14 protein-coding genes are annotated in these 15,898 nt (G+C 72.2%); all 14 read right to left on the bottom strand.

Annotated features, from left to right (window positions below; translation table 11 throughout):
* Window positions 1-570: a sigma-70 family RNA polymerase sigma factor gene (locus ACWCP2_RS22550; protein ID WP_450910363.1), complete on the bottom strand. Its 570-nt coding sequence runs from the start codon at window positions 568-570 to the stop codon at window positions 1-3.
* A 295-nt stretch (window positions 571-865) separates the two neighbouring features.
* A complete protein-coding gene (locus ACWCP2_RS22545; RefSeq protein WP_450910362.1) occupies window positions 866-1,663 on the bottom strand; it encodes a VOC family protein in 798 nt (265 codons plus the stop codon).
* Between the two features lie 145 nt (window positions 1,664-1,808).
* The gene (locus tag ACWCP2_RS22540; protein ID WP_450910361.1) at window positions 1,809-3,065 is read right to left on the bottom strand and encodes an FAD-binding protein; all 1,257 of its coding nucleotides are present in this window, start codon (window positions 3,063-3,065) and stop codon (window positions 1,809-1,811) included.
* A gap of 235 nt (window positions 3,066-3,300) precedes the next feature.
* A complete protein-coding gene (locus ACWCP2_RS22535; protein WP_243334437.1) occupies window positions 3,301-4,743 on the bottom strand; it encodes a GuaB1 family IMP dehydrogenase-related protein in 1,443 nt (480 codons plus the stop codon).
* A gap of 136 nt (window positions 4,744-4,879) precedes the next feature.
* Window positions 4,880-6,139, bottom strand: a complete 1,260-nt coding sequence (locus tag ACWCP2_RS22530) for an XdhC family protein (RefSeq protein ID WP_450910360.1) — start codon at window positions 6,137-6,139, stop codon at window positions 4,880-4,882.
* Window positions 6,139-7,449 (bottom strand): IS701 family transposase, encoded by a 1,311-nt coding sequence (locus tag ACWCP2_RS22525; RefSeq protein ID WP_450910359.1) that lies wholly within the window; start codon window positions 7,447-7,449, stop codon window positions 6,139-6,141. The genes ACWCP2_RS22530 and ACWCP2_RS22525 overlap by 1 nt, the downstream gene beginning before the upstream one ends.
* 72 nt (window positions 7,450-7,521) lie before the next feature.
* Window positions 7,522-8,169, bottom strand: coding sequence for a TMEM175 family protein (locus ACWCP2_RS22520; RefSeq protein ID WP_450910358.1), 648 nt, complete (start codon window positions 8,167-8,169; stop codon window positions 7,522-7,524).
* 101 nt (window positions 8,170-8,270) lie between these two features.
* Window positions 8,271-8,612: a nuclear transport factor 2 family protein gene (locus ACWCP2_RS22515; RefSeq protein WP_243334431.1), complete on the bottom strand. Its 342-nt coding sequence runs from the start codon at window positions 8,610-8,612 to the stop codon at window positions 8,271-8,273.
* A gap of 12 nt (window positions 8,613-8,624) precedes the next feature.
* Window positions 8,625-10,145: an ATP-binding protein gene (locus ACWCP2_RS22510; protein WP_450910357.1), complete on the bottom strand. Its 1,521-nt coding sequence runs from the start codon at window positions 10,143-10,145 to the stop codon at window positions 8,625-8,627.
* Window positions 10,142-11,416, bottom strand: coding sequence for an MFS transporter (locus ACWCP2_RS22505; protein ID WP_450910356.1), 1,275 nt, complete (start codon window positions 11,414-11,416; stop codon window positions 10,142-10,144). Before ACWCP2_RS22505 ends, ACWCP2_RS22510 begins: the two co-directional genes overlap by 4 nt.
* An 86-nt stretch (window positions 11,417-11,502) precedes the next feature.
* Window positions 11,503-12,330, bottom strand: a complete 828-nt coding sequence (locus tag ACWCP2_RS22500) for an FAD binding domain-containing protein (protein WP_450910355.1) — start codon at window positions 12,328-12,330, stop codon at window positions 11,503-11,505.
* The gene (locus ACWCP2_RS22495) at window positions 12,327-14,744 is read right to left on the bottom strand and encodes a xanthine dehydrogenase family protein molybdopterin-binding subunit (protein WP_450910354.1); all 2,418 of its coding nucleotides are present in this window, start codon (window positions 14,742-14,744) and stop codon (window positions 12,327-12,329) included. The genes ACWCP2_RS22500 and ACWCP2_RS22495 overlap by 4 nt, the downstream gene beginning before the upstream one ends.
* Window positions 14,745-14,749: 5 nt before the next feature.
* Window positions 14,750-15,289: a (2Fe-2S)-binding protein gene (locus tag ACWCP2_RS22490; RefSeq protein WP_450910353.1), complete on the bottom strand. Its 540-nt coding sequence runs from the start codon at window positions 15,287-15,289 to the stop codon at window positions 14,750-14,752.
* Window positions 15,274-15,888, bottom strand: a complete 615-nt coding sequence (locus tag ACWCP2_RS22485; protein WP_450910352.1) for an NADPH-dependent F420 reductase — start codon at window positions 15,886-15,888, stop codon at window positions 15,274-15,276. Before ACWCP2_RS22485 ends, ACWCP2_RS22490 begins: the two co-directional genes overlap by 16 nt.
* Window positions 15,889-15,898 lie beyond the last annotated feature (10 nt).

The following is a 15,898-nucleotide window of genomic DNA, read 5'->3' as shown; positions in this document are numbered from 1 at the left end:
TCACGCGCGGAGGTGGCCGTCGTCGTAGCCGGGCAGGAGGGCGCGCAGGGCCCGCAGCGCGTAGTACGTACGGGACTTGACCGTGCCGGCCGGTACGCCGAGCGCCTCGGCGGCCTCGCAGACGCTGGCCCCGCGGAAGTAGATCTGGAGGAGGACGGCCCGGTGATCGGGGCTGAGTGAGCGCAGGGCGTCGCGGACGTCGAGGACGGCGACGGAGCGTTCGGTGCGGTCCTCGTCGGCCGGCGACTGCTCCAGCCCGTCGGGCCCGACCTCGGTGGGGCGCGACAGCCGGGCCCGGCGGGCGTCGATGGCCACCCGCCGGGCGACGGTGTACAGCCAGGGCCGCAGGGAGGCGTGGGCGCCGTTCTCCAGGGCTTCCGGGTTCTTCCAGGCGCGGAACAGGGTCTCCTGGACGAGGTCTTCGGCCCGGTGGCGGTCACCGAACGTGAGACCGAGGAGGAATCCGTGGAGCGCCTTGCCGTGTTCCCTCTCCAGCCGGGCGAGGGCGTACGCGTCGGTGCGGCGGCGGGGGACCGTGACGGTGCCGGCGGTCGCGGACATGGGCGACATGGGCTGCCCCTTCCGGGTCGGGATCGGGTCGGGATCGGGTCGGGATGGCGCATCGGGATGCGCGTCGGTGTGCAAGTCCCCATACAGGTGCGTGTGCACCGAGCGTGCCGGACCGCGCGCGTGGAGTTATCCGCCGCCTGACGTATCCCACCGCACCGTGCGCCGACCGGTCGTCCCCCGTCGGTGAACGGTCGTCCCCGGGGTGCGGCGGCGCGCGGAGCGGTACGCGAACGGCCCCGCCGCCGTCCGGACGGACGGCGGCGGGGCCGCGAGGGAGGGGGCCGGGGGAAGGGGCTCAGTCCCGGGACGGGTCCAGCACCACGAAGTCGGCGTTCGACGGGTCGAGGCAGACGGCCAGCCGTCCGACGCCCTCGGCGTCCGCGGGCCCCATCTGCACGCTGCCCCCGCGCCCGGTGACCTCGGCGACCGCGGCGTCACAGTCGGTGACGTGGAAGACCGGGTGCCAGTACGGCCGTCCGCCCGCCACCGCGAGGTCCTCCGCGGTGAGTTCCATGAGCCCGCCCTGCATGCTCCCCTCGGGCTGCCCGGCGGGGGTGATCAGCGTGTACGTGCCCTCGCCGCCCGGCATCCGCATGTCGCTGAACTGCCAGCCGAAGACGCTCCCGTAGAACTCCCGGGCCGCCGCGGCGTCGCTCGTGTACAGCTCGGTCCAGGACAGCGAGCCCGGCTGGTCCACGAGGTCGACGCCCTTGTTGTCCCCCGGCTGCCAGACGGCGAACTGGCTCCCGAGCGGGTCGCTGAACTGCGCCATCGTGCCCCACGCGTCCAGCTTCCTCGGCTCGACCCGGACGGTGCCGCCGGCGTCCCGAACGGCGCGGGTCGTGGCCTCGGCGTCGGGGACGCTGTAGTAGATCATCCAGGCCGGGCGGGCGCCCTCCTCGGTGAGCTTGCCCAGCCCGGCGACGACCTTCCCGTCCTTCCGGAACATGCCGCCTTCCATGTCCTCCCCCTCGTCCATGGACTCGAAGTCCCACCCGAGGACGGCTCCGTAGAAGGCCGCGGTGGCGGGGACGTCGGGTGCGCCGAGGTCGAGCCAGCAGGGGGAGCCGGGGACGAAGTCAGTGGTGATCATGACGACTGCCTTTCGCGGATCGGGTACGACCAGCGTGGCATCGCGCACCCGCCCCCGCCCGTCGGTCCGCGGGCGGGGACGGCGCCGGGATTCCGCGGCCCGGCCGGCGTTCGGCCGCCACCGGGGTCCCGGGGCCACCGGGGCCCTACGGCCGTACGTCCCCGAAGGCCCGGCGGGCGAAGTGGGTCAGTGCGTGCTCCTCGCGCAGTTCCCGCAGGCGCTGGAGGGCCGGAGCTCCGTAGATGCGCTCCAGCAGGTCCGTGTCGAAGTCGTGGGTGCCGTAGAGGTACGGCCGGCCGCCCGCCTCCGCGCAGGCCTCCAGCAGTTCCCGCAGGACGCGCTTCGTCTCGGAGATCCCGCGGGAATCGGCCGTCGCGGCCGCCGTGAAGATGCCGATGAGGTACTGGACCGGGGCGTCGACCACGGGTGCCAGGACGAAGGGCGTGGCCGCTTCGGGGCGCCGGATCACCAGGAAGTACAGGGCGACCAGGGTCTCGGAGAGCGGGTACGCGTCGAGCATGCCCTCCACCTTCTTCGTGAAGAGCCGGAAGCCCTCCTCGTCGAAGACGTGGTCCACCCACATGTTCGCGTGGGAGTCCTCTTCGAGCAGGTGGTGGAGGTGCTTCGCGGTTTCGCCGTGGCTGAAGAGCATGTAGTCCGGGACCAGGAACTCCTGCGCCGGATCCGCGGGCGCGGGCGCGTCGTCGGTGAGCGAGACGTGCGAGTACCAGGCGGCCCGGTCGTACATGCCGAAGAAGCTCGACACCCACGGTTCCTGGACGCCGTCGATCATGAATTCCGTGAGGTCGGCGAGGCCGGTGTGCTCGATCCGGGCCGCACGGGTGACGGGCCGGTACGGAACCGTCCTCAGGACCACCTTCCTGATGAATCCCACCTGTCCCAGGCCGCCGAGGGCGTAGCGGAACAGCTCGGGGTTCTCCCGCTCGGAGCACCGGCGCGAGCGGCCCGTCCCGTCGACGAGCTCGATCTCGTGCACCTGGTCACTCTGGATTCCGGAGCGGCAGGACGCGAGGCCGAATCCCCCGATGGAGAGGTTCCCGCCCACCGTGATGTCGAGGTAGCTGGGGAGGACGGGGTTGGAGCGGCCGTGGCGGTTGAGCCACTTCTCCAGTGCGAGCCAGGTGATCCCGCTCGGGACCTCCACGAGGTGTTCGTCCCCCACGAACCGCGGAGCCGCCTGCGGGCGGTAGTTGTCGATGACGACCCCGGGGGAGAGCGTCTGGCCGTTGGTCGAGCGGCCGGCTCCGCGGACGGTCATGTCCCGGCCCGCCGCGGCCGCCTCCCGCATCGCCCGCGCCACGGTGTCGCCCTCGTCCTCCCGCACCACCGCCTCGGGCGGTACGAAGGAAGTCCGCCCGAAGTCCCGGCTGAATGCGTCCACCTGTCTTCACCTCTCCACGGCCTGGGGCAGCACGACGCGTCGTCGGCGGCCGCCAGTCTGGGCCGGGGCGCTAGCGCAGCACTCGGACGGGCGGCGGCGCGGCAGAACGGCTGAGCGGCAGCTCGGCAGAAAGGCAGAGCGGCAGAGCGGCAGAACGGCAGAACGGCAGAACGAACGGCGGACAGCACTGCGCCGGGGCCCCCACGGGGACCCCGGCGCAGTGGTGAGGCGGTGACTAGCTCCAGCTGGCGTGCAGCGGCTTGCCCTCGGCGTAGCCCGCCGCGGACTGGATGCCGACGACGGCCTTCTCCTCGAACTCCGCGAGGGAGGCCGCACCGGCGTAGGTGCAGGAGGAGCGGACGCCCGCGATGATCGAGTCGATCAGGTCCTCGACGCCGGGACGGGCCGGGTCCAGGAACATCCGCGAGGTGGAGATGCCCTCCTCGAAGAGACCCTTGCGGGCGCGGTCGTAGGAGGACTCCTCCGAGGTGCGGTTCTGGACCGCGCGCGCGGAGGCCATGCCGAAGGACTCCTTGTACAGGCGGCCGTCGGCCGACTGCTGCAGGTCGCCCGGGGACTCGTACGTACCGGCGAACCAGGAGCCGATCATGACGTTCGAGGCACCGGCGGCCAGCGCCATCGCCACGTCGCGCGGGTGGCGGACGCCGCCGTCGGCCCACACGTGCTTGCCGTGCTTCTTGGCCTCGGCCGCGCACTCCAGCACCGCGGAGAACTGCGGGCGGCCCACGCCGGTCATCATGCGGGTGGTGCACATGGCGCCGGGGCCCACACCGACCTTGATGATGTCGGCGCCGGCGTCGATCAGGTCCTTGACGCCCTCGGCGGCGACGATGTTGCCGGCCACGATCGGGACCTGCGGGTCGAGGGCGCGGACGGCCTTGATCGCGTTGATCATCGATTCCTGGTGGCCGTGCGCGGTGTCGATGACGAGCGTGTCGACGCCCGCGTCGAGCAGCTGCTTGGCCTTCTCCACGAAGTCGCCGTTGATGCCGACGGCGGCGGCGATGCGCAGCTTGCCGTTGGCGTCGGTGGCGGGGGTGTACAGGGTCGCGCGCAGCGCGGCCTTGCGGGTGAGGATGCCGACGAGCCTGCCGTCCTTGTCGACGGCGGGGGCCAGCTTGCGGTGGCCTGCGTCGAGCTTGGTGAAGGCCTCGCGGGGGTCGATGTCGGCGTCGATGAGCAGGAGCTCCTTCGACATGACCTCGGAGAGCTGGGTGAAGCGGTCCACGCCGGTCAGGTCGTGGTCGGTGACGACGCCCACCGGGCGGCCGTCCGCGTCGACGACCACGCCGGCGCCGTGCGCGCGCTTGGGCAGCAGGGACAGCGCGTCGGCGACGGTCTGGGTGGGGGCCAGCGTGATCGGGGTGTCGAGCACGAGGTGGCGGGTCTTCACCCAGGAGATCACGTCGGTGACGACGTCGATCGGGATGTCCTGCGGGATGACGACGATGCCGCCGCGGCGGGCGACCGTCTCGGCCATCCGGCGGCCGGCGATGGCGGTCATGTTGGCCACGACCAGCGGAATGGTGGTGCCGGTGCCGTCAGGCGCGGAAAGGTCGACGCCCTGGCGGGAACCGACCGCGGAGCGGCTCGGCACCATGAATACGTCGTCGTACGTCAGGTCGTACGGCGGCTTCAGGTCATTGAGGAAACGCACGTGCAGAACATCCCAGTCGTTCGGAGGTGACCCCGACAGGGCAGTCGAGGAACGCACGTACTTCATTCTCACACGACCTGGAGTTCACACCGCCCCGGCGAAACGTCCATGACATGTGGGGCCGGATGGTCGGTTCCTACGGGACTTTGGCCCTCCGGGCGGGCAGTGGCGGGTCGGCCCTGCCCTGGACGAACCCATGGGCCGGGCCCTGGACGGGACCCTGGGCCGGGCCGTGCACGGGACCCTGGGCCGGGCCGTGCACGGGACCCTGGGCCGGGCCGTGCACGGGACCCTGGCTCCACGCCAGCGGAAGGATCGTTCCGCCGTACCGGACGGCCGTGAACTCGGCGGCGATGGCGAGCGCGGTCTCCTCGGGGGTCGCCCCGCCGAGGTCGAGCCCGATCGGTGAGCGCAGCCGGGCCAGCGCGGCCGGCGCCACCCCCTCGGCGCGCAGCCGGCGCGCCCGGTCCTCGTGGGTGCGGCGCGAGCCCATGGCTCCGACGTACCCGAGCGGCAGCCCGAGCGCGAGGGCGAGCAGCGGGACGTCGAATTTGGCGTCGTGGGTCAGTACGCACACCGTCGTACGGGAATCCAGGCGGCCGGCCTCCCACTCCGCGGCCAGGTGCCGGTGCGGCCAGTCCACGACCACCTCGTCGGCGTCGGGGAACCGGGCCGCCGTGACGAAGACGGGCCGGGCGTCGCACACCGTGACCCGGTAGCCCAGGAAGGCGCCGACGCGGGTGAGGGCGGCGGCGAAGTCGATGGCCCCGTAGACCAGGAGCCGGGGCGGTTCGGCGGCCGATTCGACGAGCAGGGTCAGGGGCTGCCCGCACAGGCCGCCCGCGGTGCCCAGCTCGGCGGTGCCGGTGCGGCCGGCGGCGAGCCAGCCCCGGACCCGCTCGGCGGCGGCCCGGTCCAGCTCGGCGCCCCCGCCGAGGCGGCCCTCGTAGGAACCGTCGGCGTGCACGGCGATGGCCCGGCCCAGCTGTTCCGGCGGCCCGCAGACCACCCGGCCCAGCGCGGAGCGGGTCCCGCCGCAGGCCGCGTCGAGCACGGCGCCGATGACGGGCCGCACCGGGTCGAGCCGGCGCACCGGGGTGATCAGGACGTCGAGGACTCCCCCGCAGGTCAGCCCGACCGCGAAGGCGTCGTCGTCGCTGTATCCGAAGCGGTGCACACTGCTGTCCCCGGAGCCGATCGCCTCCAGGCACAGCTCGTGCACGGCGGATTCCACGCAGCCCCCGGAGAGGGAGCCGAGTGCGGTGCCGCTCGCGTCGACGGCCAGTGAGGCGCCGGGGCCGCGCGGCGCGCTGCCGCTGACGGCGACCACCGTGGCCACGGCGAAGTCCCGTCCGGCGGCGCACCACGCGCGTAGCTCTTCGGCTATGTCGAGCATCAGCGGATGAACTCGCGGCGCGGGCTCTGCCCGGGGAGGACCGGTCTCGGTGGCAGGACGGGGGGTCCGGCGGCGTGGGCGGCGATCGCGCGGGTGGGCGCGGTGCGGACCGGGCCGGGGTACGGCTCGGCCTGTGACGGGTGGGGGCTTCGGCCGCGCGCGCCCAGCAGCATCGCGGCGTGGGCGACGCTGGCGAGGGTGGCGTGGTGGTGCCAGCCGCGGAAGGAGCGGCCCTCGAAGTCCCGGATGCCGGCGGGTTCGCAGACCTCGGTGAAGTCGAGCGCGACCCGGTCGGTGAGCTTGGCGAGAAGGAACAGCTGCGCGAGCGGCCGGTCCCCGATGTTGGTGATCCAGAACTCCGAGGGCAGCAGGGCGGTTTCGGTCCAGGCCCCGACGAGCAGCAGCGGTGTGGGCGGCGCCGGTACGAGGCGGTCCTCGCCGGGGGTGGCGAAGATGGCGGCCGAGGTGAGCAGGGTGACCGCTCCCTCGGCGCGGCCGTGCCGGGTCCATTCGACGACCCGGCGCTGGGAGCGCAGGGAGTCGATGAGCTCACGGGCCGGTGCGGTGTGCGGTCCGGGTTTGTGCCGGCCGGCCCCGCCGAAGGAGACGGGCAGGGTGCCGTCCACTTTGAATACGAAGGGGATGTCCTGCATGGCGAACGATTCGATGCACTGCGGCAGTTCGGTGTTGGACACCTCCATCACCACGGGCCGCCGCTGGAGTTGCCAGGTGGCGGCCATCCGCTGGACCGCGTGCACCGCGTCCTGGGCGGGGGTGAGCGAGCGGGCGGTGTCGGGGATGCCGGCCCGCCGGCGCCGCAGGAGTTCCGCCGTCCAGGGCCCGGGGAGGGTGAGGGTCCATTCGACGGGGAAACCGGCGTCGCTGGAGGTCAGCCAGATCCCGCTGGCCTGCTGACAGTTGGCGGTGCGGCCCAGCTGGGGGACGAACTGCCGCCCCACGCCGACGGACCGGTCGCCGGCCTTCTCGATGACCATGGGCTGCACCACCCAGGCCAGCGGGCGCTGCGCGGTGCGTTCCAGGTGCTGGGCGAGGGAGCGGCGGACCGGGGTCCAGTCCCAGGGGGATTTGCTGATGAACTGCTGGAGGCTCTGCTCGACGGAACTGGCCCCGGTTCCGGCGATGTTACGAATTGTTTTCTTGCCGTTCGTCTGCACCAGGCCGTTCAGGTATACGCGGGCCCAGTTTCGCTGGTCCCGCCGGGGTAACGACTCGAAGAAGAGCGAGATCAGTACGTCGATCAATTCGGAGATTTCCTTCGTGGATTCCTCCGGCAGGACTACTCGAGCCATCTGGGCCTCCCCCGCGACCAGCTAGATCCATTACCCTACTTGGCCGCGGAGAACGGCCGTAGGTCCCGGCGGCTACTTCCTGAGGTCGCTGGCAGTTTCGAGCCGCTCTTCCTCTACCACGAGGGGGATGGGGATCTGGTTCGCCGCATAGTAGAGCGCGATCAGGAAGTGTGCGACGAGAGTGAGCGGAGCCGAGAAGAACGCCAGGACGACGGTGCACGGGTAGGCGATGGCACCCAGACCGAAGCGGACCCTGGTGGCTCGTGCGCCGTCCTTGTCCACTTGGTCGTGGAAGAGGTGTCCGACGCGGGTGACGTACCACCAGAAGGCCAGGAAGGCCAGGGCGTAGGCCACGGTGAGGAGGCTGTAGAGGACGGCCGCGTCGTTGGCCGATCCGCCTTCTTCCATGAGGTGTTCGGCGAGCACATTGGTGGTGTACGGAACCACCGATACCACCATCAGCACCAGGAGGTTCAGGAACAGCAAAGGGCGGTCGACGCGCTTGATGTGACTGAAGATGGTGTGGTGGTTCACCCACATCACGCCGATGATGAGGAAACTCACCACATAAGCGGCGTAGTGCGGCCACTGTTCGCGCACTCCGTGCCAGAAGTCGGAGCCGGTTTCTTCCGGAACTTTCAATTCCAGGACAAGGATGGTGATGATGACCGCGAATACGCCATCACTGAATGCCTCGACCCGGCCGGTTTCCGTTTCCATGACCTCCCCTTCACGCTTCTTGCATATATCTACGGCTGTCGCACATACGGGGAGGGTGCACATCCCCACCCTCCCCGCACACGCTACCCAGATTTCCGCAATCAGCCGCCGAATCCGGCAGTCTGCCGCCAGATCCGGCCATCCCGGACCACGAGCGTTCCGAACGCGTGCTCCGGTTCGCCGTTCAGGTTCATGATCGCCCGGTAGAAGATCGTGTCGTCGGTCTCGACGTACTCCTGCAACTCCACGAGGGTGGGCTTCACCGTCAGGTACCCGGTGAACGTCTCGCGCACCGCGTCGATGCCGACGGAGACGCCCTCGAAGCGCAACAGCACGGCGTCGTCGGTGTAGTTCTTCATGACGGCCTCGATGTCCAGCGCGGCGAGCGCGTCCATCTGCCGGACGAACACCGGGTGCAGCGTGGAGATGTCGTACTTGGGCATGTCGACTCCCTTTCAACTCTTCCGTGTGGGTGGATCGGTGGGTTCCGTGGCCGCGGCCGGCGCGGCGCAGGACGGATCGGTCCCGGACAGCGGCAGCCGGACGGTCATCCGGGTCTCCCCCGGCCGCGAGCGGGCCGTGATCGAACCGTGGTGGCGCTGGGTCACGATGCGGTAGCTGAGGTGGAGACCGAGTCCCGTGCCCTTCCCCACGTCCTTGGTCGTGTAGAAGGGTTCGAAGATCCTCGGCAGGGATTCCGCGGGGATGCCCGAGCCGGTGTCGGCGATCTCCACCACCATGCAGACGCCTTCGACCCGGGCCCGCAGGGTGAGGGTGCCGGCGCCCTCCATGGCCGCCGCGGCATTGTCGACCAGGTTGGTCCACACCTGGTTCAGCTCGCTGGGATAGCCCGTCAGTTCGGGCAGGTCCGGGTCGTACGCGCGCACGATCCCGATGCCGGCGAGCTTGGCACGCAGGACGACCAGCGTGTTCTCCAGCCCGTCGGTCACCGCGAACCGCTGCTCGGGGGCCCGGTCGAGATTGGCGTAATCGCGGGTGGCCGCCACCAGCTGCGAGATCCGCGGACCGGCCGCCCGCAGCTCGGCGGCGAGCGAGCGGATCTCCAGGAGGGCCGCCAGATGGTCCAGGGCCGCCGGCAGGGCCCGCTCGCCGACCCCCTCCAGCCGCTCCAGCAGCCCGCCCAGGTTCAGTCCGAGGTCGGAGACGCCCGAGCCGAGCAGTCCCGCCCGCTCCGCGCCCGCCTCCTCGGCCCAGTCGGCGATCTCCTCCTCGGCGTCCGCCTGCGCCAGCGGATCGGTGACCTCCGGCGGCGCCGCCTTGTCCAGCTCTTCGGCGAGCTGGTCGAACACGGCGCACTCGGCGCCGGTCGCGGCCGCGCCCCAGGCCCGGGCGGTGCGGGTGAGCTGGTCCAGGGCGGGCGCCAGTTCCTGCGCGGCCCGGGCCACGGCGGCGGCGGGATTGTTCAGCTCGTGGGCGAGGCCGGCCGCCAGGGTGCCCAGCGCCTCGACGGTGGCCCGTTTGCGGGCCTGGACCTCGGAGGACTTGATCCGCCAGGCCAGCACGGGGATCAGTACGGCGGCCACCCCGTGGCAGCGGGTCAGCATCTCGAAGAAGACCGGCTTCGCGTACGCCACCACGGTGGTGGCCGGCCCGCTCGCCGCGGCCGTGGCCACGTACGCCCCGTCCGTCAGCAGCGGCAGCTCGCCGGTGAACCGGTGGGCGGCCGAGGGCTTTCCGTCGTGGTCCTCGGCGGCCGCGCTCTCCTCCTCGGTGGAGTGCCGGGTCAGGACCTCCTCGCGGCCGTCGACGACCTTGGTGACCACCAGGCCCCCGGAGAGCAGGACGTGGAAGCCCGTGGCCTCCTCCCCGTCGCGGAACAGGACCTCCCCGTCGGCGAGCACCCGCGGTGCGGAGACCGAGACCAGCCAGTCCAGCTGCTCCTCGGTGAGGCCCTCGAAGATCTCCAGCCCGCGCAGGGCGGTGCGCAGCGCGGCCGTGTCCGGGGCTCCGGTCATGCGGTGCTCCCTTCCGTCCTGTTCCGGGCCGCCAGCCGCAGGGTGGCCAGCAGGGCCAGGGCGCACACCGCGGCGACGGTGGCCATGAAGCCGACCGAGGTGCGGTGCAGTCCGTGGATGTTGGTGAGCAGTCCGGCCAGCACCGCCGGCACGCTCATCGCGAGGTACGCGAACACGTAGACGGCCGCGGTGAGTTCGCCCCGGTGGGCCGGTTCGGCCAGGGCGCTCAGGGCCCGGAAGGAGCCGAGGAAGGCGGCGCCCCAGCCGGCTCCGAGTACGGCGGTGGCCACCAGGAACACGGGGGCCGAGCCGAGCCCGAGCGCGAGGAGCACCAGGGCCAGCCCGCTCAGCAGCCCGAGCAGGCCGAGGACGGCGGTGCGCAGGGCCTCGGTGCGGCCGAGCAGGAGCTGGGCGGCGGTGGCGGCTCCGGCGAGGAGGGCCACGGTGGCTCCGCCGACGAGGTAGTTGGTGCTCTTGAGCAGGGACAGGGCCAGGTGCGGGCCGAGCGAGAGGTAGAACCCGCCGACCGACCAGACGGCCACGATGGTCAGGATCAGCACGGCGAAGCGGCCGCGCACGGCGGCGGGGATGTGGATCCGGTGCGGGGCCAGCGTGAAACGGCCCCGTGGCGCCGGCCCGGACGCACTCCCCGCCGCCCGCCCGGCCGCGCCCTCCGTGGCCCGCCCCGGCGCGCTCTCCGCCATCCGGGCCACGCCGACCAGGGAGACGGCGAAGGCCCCCACGAGCAGCAGGTAGGTCAGCACGGTCGGAGCGGGTGCGTACTGCACCAGCAGCCCGGCCCCGATGCCGCCGAGGCCGATGCCCACCGTCGGGCCGGCGCTGTTGACCTGGGCGCCGAGCGCGGGCCGCGACCTCGGGGCGAGTTCCAGCAGGGCGGCGCCCATGGCCCCCGTGGCCAGGCCCACCGCCAGCCCCTGCACGGCGCGGGCGGCGAGCAGCAGCCCGAGCCCCTGGGCCGAGGCGAACAGCCCCATGGCGACGATCGCCAGGACCAGCCCGGCGGCGAGGACGGGCCGCCGGCCGAGGGTGTCGGACAGGGAGCCGAACAGCAGGAGTCCGGCGAGCACGGTGACGGCGTACAGGGCGAAGACCACCGTGATCATGCCGGAGGACAGGCCCCACTCCTGCTGGTAGAGCACGTAGAGGGCCGAGGGGACGGAGGAGGAGAGCATCAGCAGGACGAGGACCGCGCCCACCACCCAGAAGCCGGAGCTTCCCGGTGCGCCCGCGGCGCCGGCGGCTGGACGCAAGGGGACCCCCGTGGTGGTCGTGGACGGCGCGGTCCGTGCTGTCGTGGGCAACGGTTCCACTGCTTCAACTCCCCCGTCGTGGGCGGTCAGGCGGGTGCCTGCACGGCCCTCGTGAGCGCGCGGGCGGTGAGTACGCCCGCGAGGTGGCCGAGGTACTCGGCCGAGGTGCCGCGCCCCGGGACGAACAGCTCCCGGGGTTCGGCGCGGAAGGCCGCCAGCACGTTCTCCGTGGTGTACGGCCCCCCGCCGATCCGTTCCTCGACCCCGCGCAGCCGCTGCGCGCGGGCGGTGGCCCCGGTGACCGCGATGCGCGGCCCGTCGGGGGTGATCCGTACGGCGACGGCGCAGACCGGGTAGCGGGTCGCCCGGTCGGCGGTCTTCTCGAAGGCGGCGCCGCCGCCGGCGACGACCGGGACGAGCAGGGCGGTGACGACCCTGCCCGCCGGGACCCCGGAGGCGGCCAGTTCCTCGGCGGTGAGCGTGGACACCCCGCCGGGACCGGCCAGTTCGGCCGTGGCGCCGGCCGCGAGGGCGGCGACGGGCAGGTCGGTGGCCCGGCCGGTGGCGGCGAGGTTGCCCCCGGCGGTGCCGAGGTTGCGGACCTGGGGGTCGCCGTTGGCGCGGGCCGCGGCGGCGATCTCCGGGGCCCCGGCCAGCACCAGGGGGTCGGCGGCCAGTTCGGCCAGGGTGGTCAGGGCGCCGATCCGGAGCCCCCCGGGGACCGGCTCGATCCCGCGGAGCTCTTCCAGCCGGCGCAGGTCGACGAGGAGGGAGGCCCGCTCCTCCCCCGCGCGCAGGCCGGGCAGCAGGCTCTGCCCGCCGGCCAGCACCCGGGCGCCGGGACGGCCGGCCAGCAGGGTCAGTGCCTCGTCGAGGCCGACGGGGCGTACGTAGTCGAACTCGGTGAGGATCACTGGGCTTCCCCTCTCAGGCGGCGCCAGACCTTCTCGGGGGTGACGGGCATGTCGATGTGCTGCACGCCCAGGTCGGACAGGGCGTCGACGACGGCGTTGACGACGGCCGCGGCGGGCGGCACGGTGGCGATCTCGCCCGCGCCCTTGGCCCCGAGCGGGTTGTGCGGGGAGGGCGTGGTGGTCTTGTCGAGGGTGAAGAAGGGTGCGTCGGCGGCGCGCGGCAGCGCGTAGTGGTTCAGGTCGCGGCTGACGAGCTGCCCGTCCGGGTCGTACTCGGCGTGCTCCATGAGGGCCTGGCCGAGGCCGTGCAGGATGCTGCCCTCGATCTGGCCGAGCACGATCTTCGGGTTGCCGATGTTCCCCGCGTCGTCGACGGCGGTGTAGGCCACCACCTCGGTCTCGCCGGTCAGTTCGTCGATCTCGACGACCGCCACGTGCGTCCCGAAGGGGTAGTTGAAGTCCGGCGGGTCGAAGTGGGTGGTCTCGTCGAGGGCGGGCTCGATCTCGGGGGGCAGGCCCCAGCCGTACCACATGGCCATCGCCAGCTCGGCGAAGGTCTTGGTGTTCTCCTCGTTGCCCTCTTCGAAGACCTTGCCGTCCGCGTAGACGACCTTGTCCTCGGGGACGCCGAGGAAGACGGCTCCCGCCTTGACCAGCTTGCTCTTGATCTTCCGGGCGGTGAGGGCGATGGCCGGCGCGGCCATGCTGTAGGAGCGCGAGCCGTAAGTGCCCTGCCCGTACGGGGCCTTGAGCGTGTCCCCCTCGTACACCTGGACCGTCGCCGGGTCGATGCCGAGTTCGTCGGCGGCGACCTGCGCGAAGACGGTGCCGTGGCTCTGGCCGGTGGAGGCGGAGCCGACGGTGACGGTGACCTCGCCGGTCGGGTGCACCCGGATGTTCGCGCTCTCCCACGTACCGCCGAGCATGCCCTCCTTGGACATCCGGGTGGAGGGGCCGACCCCGCAGATCGCCACGTAGGAGGCGATGCCGACACCGAGCCGCTTGCCGCGGGCGCGGGCCTCGGTCTTGCGGGCGGGCATGTCGGCGTAGCCCGAGAGCTCGATGGCCCGGTCGAAGTTGAGCTGGTAGTCGCCCGAGTCGTAGGTCCAGCCGAGCCCGTTGTCGTACGGGAACTTCTCCTTCGGCACCAGGTTCAGGCGGCGCACCGCCGCCGGGTCCATGCCGATCTCCGAGGCGTAGCGGTCCACGAGCCGTTCCATCAGGAACGCGGCCTCGGCCCGCCCGCTGCCGCGCTGGGCGCCGAGCGAGACGGTGTTGGTGAAGGCCGCGTAGACCTCGCAGAACGCCGCGTCGATGTCGTACATGCCGCTGATGGAGCGGCCCATCAGGGCGGTGGCGACGCCGGGGCCGATGGTCGAGGGGTAGGCGCCGAGGTTGGCGTAGCTCGTGCAGCGCACGGCGGTGATCCGGCCGTCGCGGGTGCCGGCCAGGGTGACGTGCTGGCGGTGGTCGCGGCCCTGGACGGTGGAGTTCATCAGCCCGGTGCGGGTGTCGACCCATTTCACGGGCCGGCCGAGCGCCTTGGAGAGCAGCAGGACCAGCGGCATGTCGGGGTACAGGTACCCCTTGGTGCCGAAGCTGCCGCCGACGGTCGGGGCGACGACGCGGAGCTTGTTGAAGGGGATGCCGAGGACCAGCGCGGAGAGCAGGAAGCGGTGGTTGTGCGGGCCCTGGGTGGAGGCGTACAGCGTGTACTCGCCGGTGGCGGGGTTGTAGTCGCCGACCGCGCCGCGCGGCTCGATGGGGCTGTTGATGGTGCGCTGGTTGACCAGGTCCAGCTCGACGGTGACCTCGGCCGCGGCGATGGCCGCGTCGGTGCGGTCCTTGTCGCCGCAGGTCCAGTACGCGTTCAGGTTGCCGGGGACGGCCTCGTGGAGCTGGGGCGCGCCCTCGGCGAGGGCCTCGTCGGCGCGGGTCACCACGGGCAGCGGTTCGTACTCGACGGAGATGGCCGTGAGCGCGGCGGCGGCCTGGCGCGGGGTCTCGGCGACGACCACGGCGACGGGGTCGCCGACGTGGCGCACGGTGTCGCCGGACAGCACCGGGCGGGAGCCGGGAAGTCCGTAGGGGTGGGGCGGGAAGTGGCTCTCGACCCCGCCGGGTATCCAGATGCAGGGCAGCGGCATGACGTCGGTGAAATCGGCCGCGGTGGCCACCTTCAGCACGCCCGGCAGCTGCTCGGCGGCCTTGGTGTCGATGGAGAGGATCCTGGCGTGGGCGACGGGGCTGCCGAGGATCGCCATGTGGGCGGTGCCCGGCAGGTCGATGTCTCCCACGTACGTGGCCTCGCCGCGCAGGAGCTGCGGGTCCTCGCGGCTGTCCAGCGGCTGTCCGAGCAGGCCGTTGCCCTGGACCGGCGCCTGGAGCGGGGTCTCCCCCGTGACTGCGGTCATCTCCCTCACCCCTCCTGTCCGGACGCGGCGGCGGTGGCCGGCTGCGCGGTGCCCTGCTCCACGGGCACCTGCGCGCGGGCCGCGGAGCAGGCGCGCTGCACGCCCCGTACGACGCTGTGGTAGCCCGTGCAGCGGCACAGGTTGCCGGTGAGCCATTCGCGGATCTCGGGCTCGGTGGGCGCTTCGCGGTCGGAGGTGTTGTCGACCAGTTCCCCCAGGGCCATGACCATCCCGGGGGTGCAGAAGCCGCACTGGGTGCCGTGTTCCTCGCGCAGGGCCTCCTGGAGGCCGGTGAGTTCACCGCCGGGGGTGGTGACCCCCTCGATGGTGGTCACCGCGGAGCCGGCGGCCGCCGCGGTGAGGATCAGGCAGCTCTTGACGGAGCGGCCGTCGAGGCGGACGACGCAGGTGCCGCACTGGCCGGTGTCGCAGCCGACCTTGGTGCCGGTCAGTCCGAGGCCCTCGCGGAGCCGTTCCACGAGCAGTTCGTTCGGCTGCGCCGAGAACTGCTCGGGTCTTCCGTTGACGTTCAGTGAGAGGTCCATGCCAGCGCCTGCGCTTCCGTGAGCGGCCGGTTGAAGAGGGGCCCGCCGGGCTGCTGGAGAATTCCTCCGGAGTGCAGCGGACCGGTGTCCACGGGAGCGAATCCGAGATCCGTGATGATTCCCGCGACTATTTCTTTGGCTTTCCCGTCGTCGCCCGCCGTGAAATGGGCCAGACGCGGGCCCGGTGCGGTGCCGGCGACGGCGAGCGTCTCGAAATGCATGGTGTTCAGGGATTTCACTATCCGGGTCCCCGGATACCATTCGGCGACGAGTTCGCTGGATCCCCGGCCGCCGAGGTTCCGGGCGTTGCCCGGGCCGTCGAAGGCGTTGGTGGCGTCCACCAGCACGGTGTCCCGTACGGCTTCCGGGGGCAGCAGCCCCTGCACGCCGTCGAACGGCAGCATCAGGACGAGGACTTCGGAGCGGGCCGCGGCCTCGGCGGGGTACGCCGCCGAGGCCGCGGGGCCCAGTTCGGCCAGCAGGGGCGCGAGGCTCTGCGGGCCCCGGGCGTTGGCGAGCACGACCTGGTGGTCCGCCGCCACGAGGATCCTGGCCAGGGTCGATCCGATCCGGCCCGTTCCGATGATGCCGATCCGCATGAGGGCTCCT

The sequence above is a fragment of the Streptomyces sp. NPDC002104 genome, assembly GCF_053593795.1.
Note: the sequence above shows the minus strand (reverse complement) of the source record. Positions and strands in the feature narration are given on the sequence as shown.